15 protein-coding genes and 1 tRNA gene are annotated in these 20,185 nt (G+C 70.3%); 8 read left to right on the top strand and 8 right to left on the bottom strand.

Translation table 11 applies throughout. From position 1 onward, the window contains the following. The first annotated feature begins 4 nt into the window (after window positions 1-4). Together ACX80U_RS14095 and ACX80U_RS14090 are read left to right on the top strand one after the other, a co-directional pair. Window positions 5-880 (top strand): flagellin N-terminal helical domain-containing protein, encoded by an 876-nt coding sequence (locus ACX80U_RS14095; RefSeq protein WP_459268899.1) that lies wholly within the window; start codon window positions 5-7, stop codon window positions 878-880. Beyond that, window positions 877-1,248, top strand: a complete 372-nt coding sequence (locus tag ACX80U_RS14090; protein ID WP_208740527.1) for a flagellar assembly protein FliW — start codon at window positions 877-879, stop codon at window positions 1,246-1,248. Before ACX80U_RS14095 ends, ACX80U_RS14090 begins: the two co-directional genes overlap by 4 nt. 82 nt (window positions 1,249-1,330) lie before the next feature. Here the strand turns inward: ACX80U_RS14090 and ACX80U_RS14085 are convergent, their stop codons facing one another. Next, entirely contained in the window at window positions 1,331-2,170 is an 840-nt protein-coding gene (locus ACX80U_RS14085; protein ID WP_133080383.1) for an aldo/keto reductase, read from the bottom strand. 62 nt (window positions 2,171-2,232) lie between these two features. Here ACX80U_RS14085 and ACX80U_RS14080 point away from each other — a divergent pair, with 62 nt between their 5' ends. Continuing rightward, window positions 2,233-3,867, top strand: a complete 1,635-nt coding sequence (locus tag ACX80U_RS14080) for a hypothetical protein (RefSeq protein ID WP_459268898.1) — start codon at window positions 2,233-2,235, stop codon at window positions 3,865-3,867. On the opposite strand, the gene ACX80U_RS14075 is transcribed toward ACX80U_RS14080, so the two are convergent. The 5 genes from ACX80U_RS14075 to ACX80U_RS14055 form a co-directional block, all read right to left on the bottom strand. Further along, complete coding sequence (locus ACX80U_RS14075; RefSeq protein ID WP_133080381.1) at window positions 3,861-4,328, bottom strand: hypothetical protein; 468 nt, start codon at window positions 4,326-4,328, stop codon at window positions 3,861-3,863. The two genes, ACX80U_RS14080 and ACX80U_RS14075, sit on opposite strands and share 7 nt — an antisense overlap. Before the next feature lie 7 nt (window positions 4,329-4,335). Further along, window positions 4,336-4,941 carry a bacterial proteasome activator family protein gene (locus ACX80U_RS14070; RefSeq protein WP_459268897.1) on the bottom strand — a complete coding sequence of 202 codons (606 nt, stop codon included), beginning with the start codon at window positions 4,939-4,941 and terminating at the stop codon, window positions 4,336-4,338. A 132-nt stretch (window positions 4,942-5,073) separates the two neighbouring features. Next, window positions 5,074-5,283 (bottom strand): YbdD/YjiX family protein, encoded by a 210-nt coding sequence (locus tag ACX80U_RS14065; RefSeq protein WP_133080379.1) that lies wholly within the window; start codon window positions 5,281-5,283, stop codon window positions 5,074-5,076. After that, entirely contained in the window at window positions 5,283-7,559 is a 2,277-nt protein-coding gene (locus tag ACX80U_RS14060; protein WP_133080378.1) for a carbon starvation CstA family protein, read from the bottom strand. Before ACX80U_RS14060 ends, ACX80U_RS14065 begins: the two co-directional genes overlap by 1 nt. A 143-nt stretch (window positions 7,560-7,702) precedes the next feature. Next, the gene (locus tag ACX80U_RS14055) at window positions 7,703-7,957 is read right to left on the bottom strand and encodes a hypothetical protein (protein ID WP_133080377.1); all 255 of its coding nucleotides are present in this window, start codon (window positions 7,955-7,957) and stop codon (window positions 7,703-7,705) included. A gap of 181 nt (window positions 7,958-8,138) precedes the next feature. Between ACX80U_RS14055 and ACX80U_RS14050 the strand changes: the two genes are divergently transcribed. After that, window positions 8,139-9,170, top strand: coding sequence for an FUSC family protein (locus ACX80U_RS14050; RefSeq protein WP_133080376.1), 1,032 nt, complete (start codon window positions 8,139-8,141; stop codon window positions 9,168-9,170). Here ACX80U_RS14050 and ACX80U_RS14045 read toward each other — a convergent pair. Continuing rightward, a complete protein-coding gene (locus ACX80U_RS14045) occupies window positions 9,167-10,141 on the bottom strand; it encodes an NAD(P)H-quinone oxidoreductase (protein WP_459268896.1) in 975 nt (324 codons plus the stop codon). The genes ACX80U_RS14050 and ACX80U_RS14045 overlap by 4 nt on opposite strands. 59 nt (window positions 10,142-10,200) lie before the next feature. Here ACX80U_RS14045 and ACX80U_RS14040 point away from each other — a divergent pair. From ACX80U_RS14040 to ACX80U_RS14030, 3 genes are all read left to right on the top strand, one after another. Continuing rightward, a tRNA-Ser gene (locus tag ACX80U_RS14040) sits at window positions 10,201-10,288 on the top strand. 151 nt (window positions 10,289-10,439) lie between these two features. Next, a complete protein-coding gene (locus tag ACX80U_RS14035; RefSeq protein WP_459268895.1) occupies window positions 10,440-10,952 on the top strand; it encodes a septum formation family protein in 513 nt (170 codons plus the stop codon). A gap of 219 nt (window positions 10,953-11,171) precedes the next feature. Beyond that, window positions 11,172-15,734, top strand: a complete 4,563-nt coding sequence (locus ACX80U_RS14030; protein ID WP_459268894.1) for an ExeM/NucH family extracellular endonuclease — start codon at window positions 11,172-11,174, stop codon at window positions 15,732-15,734. A gap of 108 nt (window positions 15,735-15,842) precedes the next feature. On the opposite strand, the gene ACX80U_RS14025 is transcribed toward ACX80U_RS14030, so the two are convergent. Further along, window positions 15,843-17,897, bottom strand: coding sequence for an FAD/NAD(P)-binding protein (locus tag ACX80U_RS14025; protein ID WP_459268893.1), 2,055 nt, complete (start codon window positions 17,895-17,897; stop codon window positions 15,843-15,845). A 91-nt stretch (window positions 17,898-17,988) separates the two neighbouring features. Here ACX80U_RS14025 and ACX80U_RS14020 point away from each other — a divergent pair, with 91 nt between their 5' ends. After that, window positions 17,989-20,076: a prolyl oligopeptidase family serine peptidase gene (locus tag ACX80U_RS14020; RefSeq protein WP_459268892.1), complete on the top strand. Its 2,088-nt coding sequence runs from the start codon at window positions 17,989-17,991 to the stop codon at window positions 20,074-20,076. Window positions 20,077-20,185: the final 109 nt, after the last annotated feature.

Genomic DNA, 20,185 nt, shown 5'->3' with positions numbered 1-20,185 from the left:
CACCATGATCACACGCGTCACCAACCAGACCATGCTGCACGGAGCCCAGCGCTCCCTGCAGTCCAACCTCGCACGGCTCGCGGACCTGCAGGAGAAGGCGAGCAGCCAGAAGGCCATCAGCCGCCCGTCCGACGACCCTGCCGGGGCGGCCGAGGCACTGCGCGTGCGTGCGGAGATCCGCGCCACCGAACAGTACGGGCGGAACATCTCCAACGGGGAGGGCTGGCTGGCCCAGCTCGACAACGCGATGACGACCTCGAAGCGCGCACTGGGCCGGGTGAACGACCTCACGCTGCAGGGATCCAACTCCTCGCTGCCGCCGGCGGCCCGCGAGGCCCTCGCGCTCGACATCGAATCCCTGCGGAGCGACCTCGCGGCACAGGCCAACGCGACCTATGCGGGCCGGTTCCTGTTCGCCGGGAACACGGACGCCCCCACCGCCCTCGGCCCGGACCTCACGTTCCCCGCCGGTGGGACGGTCGAGCGACGGGTGGGACCGGACCGGACGGTGCGCGTCGATGCGGACGGGGCCGCGGTCTTCGGCAGCGGCGCCGGCTCGGCATTCGCCCTGCTGGACACCATCGCCGCCGACCTGCGCGCCGGCAGGGACGTGTCCGTCCACCTCGCGCCACTCCAGCAACGCATCCAGGACCTCACCGCACATCACAGCGAGATCGGCACGCGCCACGCACGGCTCCTCGAAGCCAAGGACACCGTCGCCGACGCCTCGCTGGCACTCGAAGGAGAACGCGCCGCCGTGGAAGACATCGACCTCGCGTCCATCATCCTGGACCTCAAACTGCAGGAGACCGCCTACCAGAGCGCCCTCGCCGTCTCGGCGCGCGTCCTCCAGCCCTCCCTCATGGACTTCCTGCGATGAGGGCCGATTTCGTGACCCCTCCCCCGGGCCTCGCGCCGCGCACCGAGTTCCGTCTCGAGGAGGTGCAGGGAGCCGACGGGCTGTTCACCCTCACCTCCGCCGACGACACCGGCGTGCGCCTGTTCCTGCTCGACGCCGCGACGTACGTCCCGGCCTACAGCCCGCGCTTCTCGGACGCGCAGCGGGACGTGCTCGGACCGGACGTGCCGGAAGCCCACCTCTTCGTCGTCGCGAATCCCGCCCCGGGCGGCACCACGGTGAACCTGGCGGCGCCGATCGTCCTGGATCCTGCCACCGGACGGTGCGCCCAGGTGGTCCTCGAGGGGTCGGAGTACCCGCTGCGCGCGGCGCTGACCCAGGCCGCCTGACCTCCGGCGGATACGACAGGAGCCGCCCGGCGTCGCCGGGCGGCTCCTGTCATCCGTGCAGCAGGCGGTACCTGCGGGCGGCCTAGGCGAAGTCGGACGTCGCCGGGTCAGCGCCGATGCGGCCTGCGGCGCCCTTGTCGAGGCCGTTGATGGCGTCGATGTCCTCGTCCTCGAGCTTCACGTCGAGCGACTCCCAGTTCTCGATGATGCGCGACTCGGTGACCGACTTCGGGATCACGACATTGCCGAGCGCTACGTGCCAGGCGAGCACGACCTGCGCCGGTGTCGCGTTCCGCTTCTGCGCGATGTCCTGCAGCACGGCGTCGTCGAGCAGTCCCTTGCCGGAGCCGATGGGCGACCACGACTCGTGCAGGATCCCCTTCTCCGCCTCGAAAGCGCGGAGCTCGGACTGGTTGAGGTACGGGTGGGTCTCGACCTGGTTGATGACGGGCACCACTCCGGTCGCGTCGATGATCTCGTCGAGGGCCCCGACGGTGAAGTTGGAGACGCCGATGCTCTTCACGCGACCCTGCTTCTGCAGTTCGATGAACGCCTTCCACGTGTCCAGGTACTTGCCCTGCTTGGGCTGCAGCCAGTGGATGAGGTACAGGTCCAGGCTCTCGAGTCCCAGTCGCTCCATGGACGCGTCGAACGCCTTGAGCGTGCTGTCGTAGCCCTGGTCCGCGTTCCACAGCTTGGTGGTGATGAACAGTTCGTCCCGGCTGAGGCCGGACGAGGCGATGGCGCGTCCCACGCCGGCTTCGTTGCCGTAGATCATGGCGGTGTCGATGTGCCGGTAGCCGGCCTTGAAGGCCTTGCCCACGACGTCCTCGGCGACGCTGTCCTCGACCTGCCACACTCCGTACCCGAGCTGGGGGATGATCTGGCCGTCGTTGAACGTAAGGTTTGGTGAAGTAGTCATACAGGCGGGAACCAACGGCACTTCCCATTTATTTCTGTTCCCACCGACAACTATCAGCCTGCGTGGTATCGCCGGACGGCGGCATCGGGCCGGAGGCGGGGGTGCGGACGATGCGCGCGACGCGGGACGGGCGGCGGGCCGTGCTGCACGACGACGCCTTCCGGTACGCCTTCCGGCGCTCGCTGTCGGTGCGGCTCGCCTCGGCGGCGGCGCTGGAGGCCGTCGGGGTCCTCGACTCCGAGCCCGACATCGAGCCCGACATCGAGCCCGACATCGAGCCCGACACCGTACCCGGCACTGAGCCCGCCACCGCTGCCGACGTCGTACCGGTCCTGCTGGCGGCCCGGGCAGCCCTCGAACGGTACGTCCCTCCGGACCTGCCGCCCCGTGTCCCCAGCACCTCACCCCTCTACGGCGCACTCGCGGCACTCTCCCCCGGCGAGCGGGAGTTCCTGCTCCTGCTTCACTGGGACGGCCTGAGCGCCGGGGACGCTGCCCGGGCCGCGGGGCAGGACGTGCGTCAGCTTCCCGCCGTCGAGGCCAGGTGCGCAGGCATGCTGTCCGTCGGGCCGGCCCCGGACGTGGCGCTGCCGGCCGTCCTCGCCGCCATCGACCCGGCACGCACCCTGCCCGACCGGGAGCTCGAGCACAGCCGTGGCAGCCTCTCCGGTGCCGCCGTCGCCGGGGAGAGCCGCCCCGTCGGTCGGCTGATACCGGTCGACCGACCGGACGGCGGGCCGATGCCGGTTGCAGACGGGCGGGGTCCGGTACGCCGTCGACGGATCCAGACCGTCGTCGGTGCGGTGTGCCTCGTCCTGGTCGTCGCGGCCCTGGCCGTAGCGCTCGTCCCCCGGACCGCGCCCGGTCCCGCCGGCAGGGCGGAACGGTTGTTCGGACTCGCGGATGTCGTCGCGGTCATCGCCGCCACCAGCGTGGAACCGACGGTCGTCGACGGCGAGATGCAGATCCTGCAGCGGGCCCCCGTGGTCCAGATCGTGAAGGGCGAGGCGGACCCGGACGTACTGACCCTCGACGTCACCGGCCGGAGCACCCTGGAGCGCCCCTACACCCGCAACTTCTTCCCGCCACACCAGCTCGTGTTCCTGGTGCGCGACGCGAGCGGCGTGCTCAGCCCGGTCGAGGGCGACGGCTCGGTGCTCACCCTGGCCGACCGCCGGACGGGGGAAGCGACGACGATCGCCGGGGACCCGGCGGTGCTTCCGGACGAGCTGCGCGATGCCATCGATGCGATGCCGGAGGATGAGCTGCCGCTCGCGACGAGCGGCGCGGCTCCCGGCTCCCTGGACCCGGAATCGATCGTCGGCATCCGGCCGGCCGAGGGACGGGACGCCCAGAACCTGCCGCAGAGCCTGCTCGGGACGTTCCGGGCAGGCACCGGGGCGGGCGGGGCATGCGTCTGGTTCGAGTTCAACGGCCGCTCCGTCCTGATCCGCTGGCCCGACGGCTTCTCCGCCTACCTGCGCGAGCCGTCCCGGGCCTCCGCCGACCGCGACCCCGAGGCGGAGCGGCGCGTGCTGACCGTGCTGAACGAGCGCGGCTACCCCTATGTGGACGAGGACCGGGCGGCTCCCTTCATCCGGGGAGTGCCGACCGGGGGCCGCGGCGTGTGCGGCGGCCAGGACCTGGAGGTCTGGGACATCGCCGTCGCGCCGGGGAGCACCCTGCTGTTCTACTGACCCGGCGGCCGGCCGCCCGGCATCGCCCGTTCGGCCTCGTCGACGTCGTCCGCCACCAGCTGGGCCCGGCGGCGCACGTTGTCCAGCCCCGCGGACGCGATGCCCCACCGCTCGCCGTCGAGCCGGGTCATCGCGGCCGCCTCGGCGGTCGTCGCAAGGGTATTGCCCGCACGCGACAGGGCGCGGTGCACCTGCAGGAGTGCGCCGGGAATGTCGAGGCCGGTGCTCGGGGACGAGGCCTGGGCGCTCGTGCAGACGGCACGCACGCGCGGGAGCATGGCGCCGAGGTCGTCGGCGATCACCACGAGTTCGTTGTAGACGTCGTCGTCCTCGATGCCCTCGAGGATCTGGTGGTAGCGGTCCAGCCCACGGCGGAAGCGGTCGTGGGCCCGACGCCAGACCCCCGTGCCGAGTTCGGCGTCGTCCTTCCGTCCCTGTCGAGCTGCTGCGAAGAATGCCACCTACGCGTTACAGGTACTGGCCGGGCCCGTGGCTGTCCGCCCTGGCCGCCTGGGCCTGGCGCACGGGCGGGGTCCGCTTCGGCTCGCCGTCCTCGCCGATGACCACCCCGGGCGCGATGACGGTGCCCGGAGGCAGCTCGCGCAACTGGAGGCGGGCCGCGAGCTGCTGGTTCGCCATCTGCTGCGCTGCCAGCGCCGCCTGGATGCCGTGGAAGAGACCCTCGAGCCAGCCCACGAGCTGCGCCTGGGCCACGCGCAGTTCGGCGTCGGTGGGCACCGACTCGCTGTCGAACGGCAGGTTGATCCGGTGCAGTTCCTCGACCAGTTCGGGTGCGAGGCCGTCCTCGAGTTCCTTGACGGAGCGCTCGTGGATGGAGGCGAGCCTGGTGCGGCCGGCGTCGTCGAGCGGTGCGGTGCGGACCTCTTCCAGCAACTGCTTGAGCATGGTGCCGATGCGCATGACCTTCGCCGGTTCGTCCACGAGCTCCGCGAGCGATGTCGGGCGGTTGTCCGCCGGAGCCTCGCTGCCGCCTCCCTGCCGGGGATCCTCAGGCGTGCCGGGCGACACCCCGGGGGCTGGATCGAAGGGACTGGCTGGCTGCTGTTCAGTCATGACGCTATGCTCCCACAACCGCCGGAAGGCGGGCACGTCGGATCCGGCCTTGCTCCCGTGCCGTGGCGGCGGCCTCCGGACACGACGAAGCCCGGCGCTGCTCGCGCCGGGCTTCGTGGAGGAGGCGGCTGCCTAGCAGCAGCGGCCTTCGGGGTTGGCGTCCTGGCGGTCGGTCTTGTCCCGCCAGAACTCACGCTCGGTCATCGGGAGGCCACCGGGGTGCGTGCGCTCGTGGTGGTCGAGATACGCCTGGTAGGCGTTCTCCCCCATCACGCCCTTGAACAGCCAGGCCAGCTCGCGAGCGGTGTCGCGTGCCCGGTGCAGGACCTGTGGGACGGTCATCAGTGCCCCGTCCTCGCCGGCCGCCTGCCGGGCTCCAGGGCCGACCACTGCGCCTCGAGCTCCTTCTCGGCGGGAGACGCGATCAGGCCGGCGGGTGCGAAGATGCGCGACGGCACCGGGGTGTCCTCGTTCTCCTTGCCGCCGCCGTGCCGGTAGGCCCGGATGGTGGCGAGGATCGCCGTCGCGATGACGATGATCGACAGCACCACGAAGATGATCGACAGCGTGCCCTGGATGAAGGTGTTGCGCACCACCGCTTCCATGGCGGCCACGCTCGTGGCCGTGCCGAAGCTCTCCTCACCGGCCGCCAGCGCGTTCTTGAAGGCCGTGTGCTGCGCCCAGTAACCGATGGCCGGCACCGGCGAGAAGATCTTCAGGAACGACGCCGTGATGGTCACCACTGCCGCGAAGGCGAGCGGCAGGGCCGGGATCCACAGGAACCGGAAGAGGCCCTTCTTGGCGCAGATCGCCATGCACACCGCGAGCGCGATGGCCGCGAGCAGCTGGTTGGCGATGCCGAAGAGCGGGAAGAGGGTGTTGATGCCGCCGAGGGGGTCGGTGACGCCCATGATCAGGATCGCCCCCCAGCCGGCCACCATGACGGCCGTGCAGATCCACGCGCCCGCCCGCCAGGAGGTGTCGCGGAAGCGGGGCACGAAGTTGCCGATGCTGTCCTGCAGCATGAAGCGCGCCACGCGGGTGCCGGCGTCGACCGCCGTGAGGATGAACAGCGCCTCGAACATGATGGCGAAGTGGTACCAGAACGCCATCATGCCCGAGCCGCCGAAGACCCCCTGCATGATCTGTGCGATACCGACCGCGAGGGTCGGGGCGCCGCCGGTGCGGGAGACGATCGATTCCTCGCCGACGTTCGAGGCCATCGTGCTGAGTGCCTCCTGCGTCAGGTTGACGCCGGTGAGCCCGAGGCCGTTGACGAAGGTCACGGCTCCCTCGATGGTGCCTCCGGTCGCCGCTCCCGAGGAGTTCATGGCGAAGTAGATGCCGCGGTCGATCGAGAGGGCGGCGACGAGCGCCATGATGGCCACGAAGGACTCCATCAGCATGCCGCCGTATCCGATGAACCGGGTCTGGCGTTCCTTCTCGATCATCTTGGGGGTCGTGCCCGAGGAGATCAGCGCGTGGAACCCGGAGAGGGCGCCGCACGCGATCGTGACGAACAGGAACGGGAACAGCGTGCCGGCGACGACGGGGCCTGTGCCGGAGGTCGCGTAGGGCGTGATGGCGGGGACGCTGATCTCGGGGCGGGTGATGACGATCGCGACCGCGAGCATGATGATCGTCCCGATCTTCATGAAGGTGGAGAGGTAGTCGCGCGGTGCCAGCAGGAGCCAGACGGGCAGGACGGCGGCGATGAAGCCGTAGATGATGATGCCCCAGGCGATGGTGATGCGGTCGAGGGTGAAGATCTCGACGCCCCAGGCGGTCTCGGAGATCCAGCCGCCGCCGACGATGGCGAGCAGCAGCAGGGCGAAGCCGATGAGGGAGACCTCGGTGACCTTGCCGGGCCGCAGGTAGCGGAGGTAGACGCCCATGAAGAGTGCGATCGGGATGGTCATGGAGACGGAGAAGACACCCCACGGGCTCTCTCCGAGCGCGTTCACGACGACGAGCGCCAGGATGGCCACGATGATGATCATGATCGTCAGGGTGGCGATGAGGGCCGCGGTCCCGCCGATGACGCCGAGTTCCTCGCGGGCCATCTGGCCGAGGGAACGGCCGCCGCGGCGCATGGAGAAGAACATGACGAGGTAGTCCTGCACGGCGCCCGCGAAGATCACGCCGATGATGATCCAGAGCGTTCCGGGGAGGTAGCCCATCTGCGCTGCGAGGACGGGGCCCACGAGGGGGCCGGCGCCGGCGATGGCGGCGAAGTGGTGGCCGTAGAGGACCCTGCGGTCGGTGGCGGCGTAGTCCTTCCCGTCGGCCTTGTACTCGGCGGGGGTGGCGCGCCGGTCATCGGGTTTCAGGAGGTTGCGCTCGATGAACTTCGAATAGAACCGGTAGGCGATGAGGTAGGTGCAGACCGCGGCGAAGACGAACCAGATGGCGTTGACGGTCTCTCCGCGGACGATGGCGAGCATCGTCCAGGCGATTCCGCCGAGGAGTGCGATGCCTACCCAGAGTGCGATCTTCGCCGGTGTCCACCGGCGGTCTTCTGCTTCGGCCTGCTGCGGGTCGACGGCGACCGCGGGCAGGTCCGGATCCGTCGCCAGCACGTCGGCGTGCCGGTGGGACCCGTTCTGCTTCTTGCTCATGATGCTCCTCGGGTGCGGAAGTGTGATGCACACGAAGGTAGCAACCTAGTGAGGGCTGCGTCACAGGGCAAGCGCCCGAACCCCTCGGAAGCGCCGAACGCACGTGCCCGTGCGGCGAGTGGCCGGCGCTTCCGTCCTTCCCATCAGGAGGAGCCGTGCCTGCCTCCGTCGAGGCCGTCGTCGAGCACGGCGGGCGGCTCGTCGTCGTCGTTCGCGTTCATGCCCTCGCTGATGCTCGAGTGGGTTCGGGTGCGGTCGTCGGCCGGCTCGTCGGCGTCGTCCGTGGGTCCGTTGTCGACGCCGTCGGGCACCTGGTCGCCGAGGTTCTCGGCGAAGCTGTCGGCCGCCCGCGGCAGGCCGCCCTCGTCGCCGTCGTGGCCGTGCTGGGTGGTGGTCACCGTCCTACTCCTTCCGGTTGGCTGTCCTGCCACCCTTCCACAGGCGCACGGCCACCGGAAGGAGGCTGGTGATTCCGCCGGTGCTGACGATCGGACCGGGACGGGCGTAAAGTTGATCGGTGGCCTGAGCCACCCGATGCCAGCGGCGCCGTCGATCCCTTCGACCGAAAGCCCGCAGTCCGTGCCTCTCTTCCGCGACCTCGTGAGCATCGCCCCCTCCGCCGACGACCACCATCCTGCGCTCCGCTGCGCGGCCGGCGTGGGGATCCCGCTGTTCCTCGTCCTGGTGCTCGGGCGCCTGGATCTCGCGATCTTCGCCACGTTCGGCGCGTTCGCCGGGATCTACGGCCGCAACGAGCCTCACCGGCAACGCCTTGCGACGCAGCTGCGCGGCGGCGGGCTGATGCTCGCGGTGGTCCTCGCTGCGGCGCTGACCGCCCGCGCCGACGTCGGACCGTGGACGCTCGTGCTGCTCACCAGCGCGGTCGCCGGGCTGGGCACGTTCGCGGCGGGTCTGTTCCGCCTCCGTCCGGGCGGCTCGCTGTTCCACATCTTCGCCTTCGCGGCCATCGCCTCCGTGCCCGGGCAGCCTCCCCTGTGGCAGGGGCTCGCCACGGCGGTCGCCACCGTGGGACTCGCGGTGCTCCTCGGGCAGTCGGGCGCCCTGTGGCCGAAGCACCGGACCGGCTGGACCCGGGGAGGCACCGGCCGGCCCACCGCCCACCACCTGGCGGCTCTGGGCCGGGAATCCGCCCTCTACGTCGTGGCAGCCCTGCTCGCCGGCAGCACGGCGACGGCGCTCGGGATCGGTCACTCGTACTGGGCGATGGTCGCCGCGACCGTCCCGCTCGTGGGGCAGTCCGCACGGGCACGGGTCAACCGGGGCCTGCAGCGGATCCTCGGCACCTTCGCCGGGCTCGTCCTGACCGCCCTGGTCCTCCTGCCCGGGCTGGCAGCATGGCAGCTCGTCGTCGTCATCGCCGTCGCACAGTTCGCCGCTGAGATGTTCGTCCTGCGGCAGTACGCCCTCGCGCAGGCGTTCGTCACTCCGCTCGCCCTGGTCAGCACCGAACTGGCGCACCCGAGCGACCCGGCCGGTCTCCTCGCGGACCGGGCGATCGAGACGGTCATCGGCGCCGCGGTCGGCATCGCTCTCGTGCTGGCGCTCCACGCCGCGCAGCGCGGTGCGCGGTCGGCCGCCGCGGGCGCCTAGCGCATCGACAGCAGGATCTTGCCGGTGTGTTCGCCCCCATCGAAGTAGGTGTGCGCCTCCGCGACCTGTTCCAGGGGGAACACGCGGTCGACGAACGGCCGCACGCCACCCGAGGCGACGAGCGGCCAGACGCTGTCGCGGACCGCAGCCATGATGGCCGTCTTCTCGCCGACGGGCCGCGCCCTCAGGGTGGTGCCGGCGATACTCGCCCGCTTGCCCATCAGGGTGCCGAGGTCCAGTTCCGCCGTCGTCCCGCCCTGCAGCCCGATCACCACGAGACGCCCGCCGGTCGCCAGGGACTCGACGTTCCGCGCCAGGTACTTCGCACCGACGACGTCGAGGATGACGTCCGCTCCCCTACCGGCGGTCGCCGTCCGGAGTTCCTGTACGAAGTCCTGCTCCCGGTAGTTGATCAGCGTCCGGGCACCGAGGGAGCGGGCGACACCGAGCTTCGCCGCGGACCCGGCCGTCACGTGCGGCACGGCCCCGAGGGCGAGGCTCACCTGGATGGCCATCACGCCGATCCCTCCGGATGCACCGTGGATCAGGACGTCGTCGCCCTCCTCGAGTCCGGCCTGCAGCACGAGGTTGGACCAGACGGTCGCGGCCGTCTCGGGGAGAGCGGCGGCCTCGAGCAGGCCCACTCCCTCCGGCGCCCGCACGACCTGCCCGGACGGCACGACCACCTTCTCCGCGTAGCCGCCGCCTGCCAGCAGGGCGACGACGGCATCCCCCTCGTGGAAGGCCGACGTCCCCGGGTCCGCGACGCGACCCGACACCTCGAGGCCCGGGATCGGGGATGCCCCGTCGGGAGGCGGGTAGAAGCCGCGGCGCTGCTGCACGTCAGCGCGGTTCAGCCCGGCCGCGACGACGTCGATGAGCACCTCGTCCTCGCCCGGGACCGGGTCGGGGACCTCCTGCACCGACAGCACCTCGGGTCCACCCGCCGCATCGATCACCACTGCACGCATACCGGCCTCCACCTGCTGGGTATTTGGGCGTCACCCGCCCTTCATGAAACACTAGCGGCGGAAGGTTGTCCGAGCGGCCGAAGGAGCTGGTCTTGAAAACCAGTGGGCGGTCACCCCGTCTCAAGGGTTCGAATCCCTTACCTTCCGCTCATCAGGAGGTCCCGCACCGCGGGGCCTCCTTTTCTGTCTCCCCGGTGCCGGCGGCGCACCCCGGCGATGGTGTCCTCCGTCGTCGGTGCGGTACTGTCCCGAGGAGCAACAGCCGTGCCACGGGTCCGTGGCCGACGACGGGGTCTCGATGCACACTGGGGAACACACGGGGGAATCGCTGCGCCGTCGGGCGGTGATGACGGCGTTCCTGGGGACCCTCACGCTCGCGACGGGCTGCGGCATCCTCTCCCCGGACGGCCCCGAGCGCGACGCCGAGGGAACCGTGACCGCGGAAGCCCGGACCGACGCCTTCTCGATCGAGGTGGGCGACTGCATCGACGACCCGGGCACCGAGGACGTCTCGGACATCACCGTCCTCCCCTGCGACGAACTGCATACCTTCGAGGCGTTCGCGAGGACCGAGATGCCCGATGGCGACTATCCCGGCCTGCCCGCGGCCAACACCGCCGCGAGCGACTTCTGTGCTGAGGAGTTCGCTGCGTTCGTCGGTCTGGCATACGATGCGTCAGCGCTCGAACTGCTCTACTTCTACCCGGTCGAGGACAGCTGGACCTCGGACGACGACCGGGAGATCCTCTGCTTCGTCGCGGACGCGGGCGAGACACCGGTGACCGGAACGCTCAGGGACGCCGCACGCTAGGACGATTCGTCCACGGATAAGGCCCGCGGGCCCCGATTCTTCCGGAGCCACTGGCTTTTTGGTAACCCATTGTTAACGATCTACTGGTTGGCTTCTCCCGGAAACGGAAATGTCACCTGAGTCACATATGGTGCTCATGCCAACGCGCCCACCCATCGAGGGTCGGCGGGCTTCACTCGCGGCTGCTGCGCAGCCATCGTCAAGGAGAAGAACCAACGAATGAGTAATTCGTCATGGAAGGGAGCGCTCGGTGCGGCGCTGTCGGCAGGGCTGATCGCCTCACCGATGATCGCACTGCCAGCCGCGGCGGTGGAGACCCCACCGGCCACGGCGTCCGTCGCGGGAGACGGTGTCATCATCAACGAGGCGTTCGTCTCGGGCGGCTCGGCGGGCACGCCGTTCACCAACAAGTACGTGGAGCTCTACAACCCGACGGACGCGCCGGTGAGCCTCGACGGGTGGTCCCTGCAGTACCGCGCACCCGCTTCGAGCACTGTCGCACCGGGAGTGACCGCCCTCCGCGGCACCATCCCTGCCAAGGGATACTTCCTGGTCCAGGGCAACTCGAACGGCACGGCCGGTTCGGCGCTGCCCACCCCGGACCTCGCAACCTCCTTCGCCCCCGGCGCCAACGGCGGCCTCCTGGTCCTGTCCGACCAGGCCACCACGGTGGGAGTCCTGCCCACGGGCACCATCAACGGGACGCCGGGCGTCGTGGACGCCCTCGGCTACGGCAACGCCACCGCCTTCGAAGGCACGGTCGCCACCGCTCCCGGCAGCGGCAGCGCGAAGTCGGCCAACCGCACGGGCTTTGCCGACACGGACGACAACGGCGCCGACTTCACCCTCCAGGACACCACGCCGACGAACAGCGGCGCGACCCCGGGCGGTCCGGCTCCGACGCCGACCCCGACGCCGACCCCGACGCCGACCCCCACGCCGCCCACCCCCGGCAAGGTCACGCCCATCCGTGACATCCAGGGCACCGGGACCGCCACGCCGCTCAGCGGCCAGACGGTCACCACGCGTGGCAAGGTCACCGCCGCCTACCCCACGGGCGGCTTCGCCGGCTTCTACCTCCAGACCGCGGGCAGCTCGGCAGCAGCCGACCAGACCGCCTCGGACGCCCTCTTCGTCTACTCCCCCGCGACCGTCGCATCCGTCGCCGTGGGTGACTACGTCGAGGTCACCGGCACCGCCGGAGAGTTCTTCAACCTGACGCAGCTCACCGTCGCGGCCGGCGGCACCACGAAGCTCGCCGAGGCTGCCGAGGAGCCCAAGGCGTCCACCATCGCGCTCCCCGCCACGGAGGCAGCCCGCGAAGCGGTCGAGGGCATGCTGTTCCAGCCCTCGGGTGACTTCACGGTCGCCGACAACTACACCCTGAACCAGTACGGCGAGGTCACCCTCGCGGCCGGCACCGAGCGCCTCCTCCAGCCCACCGACGTCGCGCGTCCGGGCACCCCGGAGAACGCCGCGGTCGCCGCCGACAACGCGGCCCGCAGCATCCGGCTCGACGACGGCGCCACGACCAACTTCTTCACGCAGGCCAACCGCGGCAAGGTCCTTCCGTACCTCACGCCGTCCCAGCCCGTGCGTGTCGGCTACAGCGCGTCGTTCACCTCCCCGATGGTCCTCGACTACCGCAACAGCGCCTGGAAGTTCCAGCCGCTCGCCGAGCTCGATGGAGCGGCCCCCTCGGGCGTGCAGCCCGTGCAGTTCGCCGGCGAGCGTCCGGCCGCGCCCCAGCCGGTCGGCGGCAACGTCAAGATCGCTTCGTTCAACGTGCTCAACTACTTCCCCACCACCGGTGAGGACCTCGCCGGGTGCACCTACTTCACGGACCGCGCGGGCAACCCGATCACGATCAACGGCGGCTGCGACGCCCGCGGTGCTGCCGACAAGGAGAACTTCGAACGCCAGGAGGCGAAGATCGTCGCGGCGATCAACGCCCTCGGCGCGGACGTCGTGACCCTCATGGAGATCGAGAACTCGGCGCAGTTCGGCCAGGACCGTGACGCGGCCCTCGCGACGCTCGTCGAGGCACTCAACGAGAAGGCCCCAGGCACCTGGGACTATGTCCGCTCGCCGGCCGCCGTCCCAGCGCTCGCCGACGAGGACCTGATCCGCACGGCCCTGATCTACAAGAAGGCCGTCGTGGAGCCCGTGGGTGAGTCCGTCATCCTCAATGACGACGTCGCCTTCTCCAACGCACGCAAGCCCCTCGCCCAGGCCTTCAAGCCGGCCGGCGGTACCGAGGACGAGACGTTCCTCGCCATCGTCAACCACTTCAAGTCCAAGGGCTCGGGCCCGAGCTCCGGAACCAATGCGGACAACGGTGACGGCCAGGGCGCCTGGAACGCCGCACGCGTCACCCAGGCCAAGGCACTCGTGGCCTTCGCGGACTCCATGAAGGAGTCGGCCGGGACCGACAAGGTCTTCCTGACCGGCGACTTCAACTCGTACACGAAGGAGGACCCGATGCAGGTCCTCTACGAGGCGGGATACGTCAACCAGGGCGAGAAGGACGACAGCTACTCCTACGTCTTCTCGGGCCTCAGCGGCTCCCTCGACCACATCCTGGCTTCGCCCGCGGCGGATGCCGCGGTGACCGGGGTCGACACCTGGAACATCAACTCCGTCGAGTCGGTCGCCCTCGAGTACAGCCGGTTCAACAACAATGTCACCGACTACTACGCCGCCGATCCCTACCGGGCCAGCGACCACGATCCCGTGATCGTGGGACTCGACCTCGCGCCGGCCGACACGACGGCCGAACTCAACCTGCTGAACATCAACGATTTCCACGGCCGCATCGACGCCAACACGGTCCGCTTCGCGGGCACCGTCGAGAAGCTGCGCGCCGAGTTCGGCGAGGACAGGACGGCCTTCCTCTCGGCCGGGGACAACATCGGTGCGTCGCTGTTCGCCTCCGCGCTGCAGGACGACAAGCCGACCCTCGATGTCCTCGACGCACTGGACCTCCGGGCATCCGCGGTGGGCAACCACGAGTTCGACAAGGGTCTCGCGGACCTGACCGGACGCGTCGCCGAGGAGGCGGACTTCCCCTACCTCGGGGCCAACGTCTACACCAAGGGCACCACCGAGCCCGCGCTCGACGAGTATTCGATCATCACCGTCGACGGCGTCGATGTCGCCGTGATCGGCGTCGTCACGCAGGAGACCGCAGCACTCGTCAGCCCGGGTGGTATCGCGAGCGTCGACTTCGGCGATCCCGTCGACGCCGTCAACCGCGTCGCAGCGGAGATCGAGGAGCAGGACCTCGCCGACGTCATCGTCGCCGAGTACCACGAGGGCGCCGGCGACGGCGTCGTCGAGGGGGCGACGCTCGAGCAGGAGCTCGCCGCCGGCGGATCGTTCGCCCGGATCGTCACGGAGACGACGCCGCTGGTGGACGCGATCTTCACGGGCCACACCCACAAGCAGTACGCGTGGGATGCTCCCGTGCCGGGCGCGGCCGGCGAGACCCGGCCCGTGCTGCAGACCGGCTCGTACGGCGAGTTCGTCGGTCAGATCACGCTGAGCGTCGACACGGAGACCGGCGACGTGGAGTCCTACACGGCCCGCAACGTCGCCCGCACCACGGACGCCGACACAGCCCTCGTGGCCGCCTTCCCCCGCGTCGCCGAGGTGAAGACGATCGTCGACGCGGCCCTCGCCCAGGCGGCGGTCATCGGCAACCAGCCGGTGGGTTCCGTCACCAAGGACATCACGACGGCCTTCACGGGCACCACGCGTGACGACCGCACCTCGGAGTCGACGCTCGGCAACCTCGTCGCCGACTCGCTGAGGGCGAGCCTCTCCTCCGCGGAACGCGGCGGAGCCGAGATCGGGGTCGTCAATCCAGGCGGCCTGCGCAACGAGCTCTACTACGCACCCGACGGCGTCGTGACGTTCGCCGAGGCGAACGCGGTACTGCCGTTCGTCAACGACCTCTGGACCACGACCCTGACCGGTGCGCAGTTCAAGGCAGTGCTCGAGCAGCAGTGGCAGCCGGACGGCAGCTCACGGTCCTTCCTGGCCCTCGGCCTGTCGGACAACGTGAGCGTCACCTACGACCCGGCCCTCGCGCGCGGTTCGAGGATCACGTCGGTCCTGATCGACGGCGCACCCCTCGATCCCGCCAGGGACTACCGGATCGGAACCTTCAGCTTCCTCGCGCAGGGTGGCGACAACTTCACGGCCTTCCGTGAGGGAACCGACACCCGCGAGTCGGGACTGGTGGACCGCGACGCATGGATCGACTACATCCGGGCCAACAGCCCGCTGTCGCCCTCCTTCGATCGCCGGAGTGTGCAGGTTCAGGGTGCCCCGACCACGGTGAAGGCCGGCACCGCCGTCTCCTTCACCGTCTCGAAGCTCGACCTCACGTCGCTGGGCAGCCCGGTGAACACCACGCTGGCCGCGAGCTTCGTTGCGGCGGACGGTACGACGACGCAACTCGGGTCCGTTCCCGTCTCGGGCGGCAGCGCCACCGTGGACCTCACGATCCCGGCGACCGCCGGCGGACAGGGGCGCATCGTCCTGACCGCCGCGCCGAGCGCGACGACGGTGACCCTTCCGGTCACGGTCGAAGCGGTGACTCCGGTCGAGCCGCCCAAGCCCGGCAAGCCGGAGAAGCCCGTCAAGCCGGTCAAACCCGGCAAGCCGGGCAAGCCCGCCTGCTCCGAGCCGGCCCTGCCGGCCGAGGGCGCCAACAACGGCAGCTGGGCCAGCTACCGTGCCCACCTGGCGAACTACCACCGCTGCCTCGAAGGCTAGGTAGATCGCCGGGCTCCGGCCCGAAGAACCGAGGGGACCTCCACCAGCATGGTGGAGGTCCCCTTTTTCGGGAGCGGACCCGGATCCGGGACGCTCGGCCGGCGTGTCTCAGGCGGGGACGGTCCGCGCGAGGATCTCCCCGGCGATGGCGTCGGCGTCGAGGAGGGTCCTGCTGCCCGCATCGAGGGGCGCTCCGGCCTCCGCCGCGATAGCCGTCCCCCACTGCACCGATGCGAGCTGGAGACCGATCACGAACAGGGACTCCTGCTTCCTGCCGCTGCTGTCGACGGCGCGGTAGGGCGGGGCGGTGACGTCGAGCCCGGCCGACGTCACCGGGACCCCGTCCTCCGACATGTGCGTCTTAGGCCGGACGGTGCCCCGATCGAGGAGGTTCCGCATGAGCGGCGACAGGCTCGTGGACACCCGGTTGGCAGGCATCATCGCCTCGACGAGGTAGCGCGCGGAGAAGGATTCGTCCTGGACCCACGGCGAGGTGGCGCGGAACAGCTCCTCGTCCGGATCGAAGCCGAAGCCCGGGTTCGGGCCGACGAACCGGACGATCCCAGCCCGGACCAGCGCCGCGAGCTGCGCGATCCGCAGTGGCGGCGGCCCGCTGGCGAGGCCCTCGACGAGCGGTTCGAACCACCCCCGCAGTTCCGCGTTCCACGACGAATCCGAGATGCCGCCGTCCGCCACGGCCTGCTTGACCACGGAGCGGCCGGCGTTCATGGCACCTATCGCCATCTTGAGCGGATCGTCCTCGCCCTTCGCCGACCCGGCGGCATCGGCGTCGAGGTAGGCCAGCACCGCATCGGTGAATTCGTCGCCGTCCGCGAAGTGGCGGCCCGCGAAGGGATGCGCGAGCGCTTCGACGTCCAGCCGGAGGTCTTCCGGAACGGACCGTCCGACGGCGGACCCGGCGGCGTCCTCCCACTCCGGGCCGCTCATGGCGAGCGCTGCTGCGAGCTCCTCGAGGAACGCGGCCCGCGGCGCCCCGAGAGCTCGCGGCGACGTGCGGCACAGCGTCGAGTAATAGGCCCACAGCACGTCCCGATGCAGCAGGGGCCAGACGTCATGGTCGAAGCCAGGCTGGATGCCGGACCTCCGGAACGCGAGCACGCGGTCGGGCGTGCAGTAGCGCAGCGTGACACTGCGCGGGATGTAGGAGTCGAGGGATGCCTTGGCCCGGTAAGGTACGCCGCGCCGTGAGGCGGCGACCAGCCTGGGTTCCCTCCCGGAGGCCTCGTAGTCGAGCCGGCCGTCGGTGCGGCGTGTGAACCGCCCGCCGCGCCCTTCCGTCACCTGGATCATGGCGTCGAAGAAGTTCAGGCCGAGGCCGCGGATCAGGACGGTCTTCCGCGCCGGCAGCCGGTTCCAGGAGACATCGGCCGGGACGGCGGGCGGCCAGTACTGCAGGCCGTACCGGGCGGCCGCATCCTGCAGCCTCTCCTGCTCGGGCGTGAGGGTCGCCGCAACGTGGCCCACGGCCAGGACGACGTCGTCGGCGAGAAGCTCCGAGCCGTCGTCGAGCGCGATCCGCCACCTGCGCACGGAACCACCGGTCCCGCCGCTGCCGCCGGTGCCGTCACTGCCGCCGGTACCGTCGGTGCCCTGTCCGCCTTTCCTGCCCTTCCTGTCGTCGCTGCCGCCGGTGCCGTCGCTGTCCCCATCGCCCCAGGCCAGCCCCACGGCCTCCTTGCGGTGGTGCTCCACCCGGATGCCGGGGCCGGCCTGCCGCACCAGTTCAGCGAACATCCAGGTGAGGTACCGGCCGTAGAGCGCCCGGCTCGGGAAATCGCTCGACGCCAGCGCCGCGCACTCGGCGACGTCCGCCGGCTCCGTGCCGGGAACGAGGCCCTCGTTCACCCGCCGGCGCCACTCGTCGAAGGACACCGCTATCGGCGCCTCGGCGATACCCGCCGCGGCGGGTCCGACCGGGACCACCGTGGGGTACAGGCATGGCGTGTTCATCAGGAAGAGGCGCGACTGGTCGGTGCGCCAGATATGCCCCGGACCGGGGTCGTGAGGTTCGACGACGTGGATGACGAGCCCTGCAGCGGCCGCGCCGAGGGCGCGGTGCCGGGCGATGAGACGCTCCACCACGGAGGTGCCACGAGGTCCGCCGCCGATGACGGCCACCTGCCGTGACTCCTGGTTCTCCACCCGTCAAGACTAACGAACGCGGCACCCCGCCCTGCCCGGTGGCAGGGGGCTGCGATGGCAGCGCCCGGAACGCCCTGCATAGGATTGCCCCATGACGCACCCGACGGAGACCACCGCGACAACGGACGACCCCTTCCTCTGGCTCGAGGACATCTACGGTGACAGGCAGCTCGAGTGGGTCCGTGCGCAGAACGCCCTGACCGAGGACGCCCTGGTGACCCCGGCCTTCGAGGACCGCGAGCGGGGCATCCTCGAAGTACTCGACTCGACCGACCGCATCCCGATGGCGGGGAAGCACGGGGACTTCTACTACAACTTCTGGCGTGACGCCGAGCACCGCCAGGGCATCTGGCGCCGGACGTCGTGGGACAGCTACGCCTCCGACGACCCCGACTGGGAGCTCCTCCTCGACGTGGACGCCCTCAGTGCAGCCGAGGGAACGGAGTGGGTCTGGGCGGGTGCCCTCTTCCTCCGGCCGGCGGAGAGCGCGCCCCACGCGCGGGTGCTCGTCGCGCTCTCCCCCGACGGCGGCGATGCGACCCGGTACCGCGAGTTCGACCTCGGGACCCTCTCCTTCGTGGAGGCCGGTTTCGACATCCCGACGGCGAAGAGCCGCATCAGCTGGGCCGGCGAGGACATGCTGTACGTGGGTACGGACTTCGGTCCCGGGTCGATGACGTCCAGCTCCTACCCGCGGACCGTGCGGACGCTCCGGCGCGGCGGCGACCTCGGGTCGGCCGAAGAGTACTTCGCGGTGGACGAGGACCACATGATGGCCCTCGTCCTGCACGACTCCACCCCCGGGTTCGAGAGGGACCTCGCGGTGGACACCATCGACTTCTACACGCGCCGGAGCTACCTGCGGCAGGACGACGCGTGGCACCTGATCGAGGTGCCGGAGGACGCCAGCATCTCGCTGCACCGCGAGTGGCTGATCATCCGGCCCCGCACCGACTGGACGACGGGATCCACGACCCACGGTGCCGGGTCACTGCTCGTCATCCCGCTCGAGTCCTTCCTCGCCGGGGACCGCTCCTTCGTGACCGTGTTCGTGCCGGACGCGTCCACGTCGCTGCAGTCCTGGAGCTGGACCCGCGACTACCTGCTGCTCAACCTGCTGCACGACGTGTCGTCCGAGATCCGTATCCTCGACCCGGCGAAGGACTGGGCGGCCGAGCTCCTCGACGCCTGCCCGCCGCTGCACTCGGTCGATGCCTATGCCGTCGACGACGAGGACGACGCGGCAGGCAACGACTACTGGCTCGTCGCCACCGGCTTCCTGACACCGTCGACGCTGTACCGGGGCACGATCGGTGGGGAGTCCACCGCGGTGAAATCCTCCCCCTCCTACTTCGACGAGGATCTCTACGCCGTGGAGCAGCACTTCGCCGTGTCCAGCGACGGCACGCGCGTGCCGTACTTCCAGATCGCGGCGAAGGACCTTGCGCTCGACGGCGGCAACCCGACGCTGCTCTCCGGCTACGGCGGCTTCGAGCACTCCATGACCCCGGCCTACAGCGGCGTGATCGGCCGCGGGTGGCTGGAGCGCATCACGCAGGACGGCCGAAGCGGCGTCTACGTCCTGGCGAACATCCGCGGCGGGGGCGAGTACGGGCCCCAGTGGCACCGAGCCGCGCTGCATGCCGACCGGCACCGGGCCTACGAGGATTTCGCGGCGATCGCGGAGGACCTGGTGCGGCGGGGGGTCACCTCGCCGGCGCTGCTGGGCTGCACGGGCAGGAGCAACGGCGGGCTGCTCGTCGGCAACATGCTCACCACCTACCCGCACCTGTTCGGTGCGATCTCGTGCGGAGTGCCGCTGCTGGACATGCGCCGCTACACGAAACTGTCCGCCGGCTTCTCCTGGATCGCCGAATACGGTGACCCCGACAAGCCGGAGGAATGGGAGTACGTGCAGACCTTCTCGCCCTACCACCTCCTGCGCGAGGACGTCGCGTACCCGAAGACCCTCATCTGGACGGCGACGAGCGACGACCGCGTGGGCCCGGTCCAGGCCCGCAAGATGGCAGCGAGGATGAAGGACCTCGGCGTCCAGGACGTCTGGTTCCATGAAGCGCTGGAGGGTGGGCATGCCGGCGCAGCCGACAACCGGCAGGCGGCCCGCATGCACGCGATGAGCTTCGAGTTCCTCTGGCGCGCGCTCACAGGCTCGCTCTGACGGCATCCTCTGCACAGTCCCACAGTGCGGCCCCACAATGCGGCCCCACAGTGCGGACCGCAGCCGCGGTTTTGCTCTTGCCGTCACCTTCTGGGTAACCTTGGGAGGC

This window comes from Arthrobacter sp. TmT3-37 (genome assembly GCF_054510835.1).
This window is presented reverse-complemented; position numbering and strand designations above follow the sequence as displayed.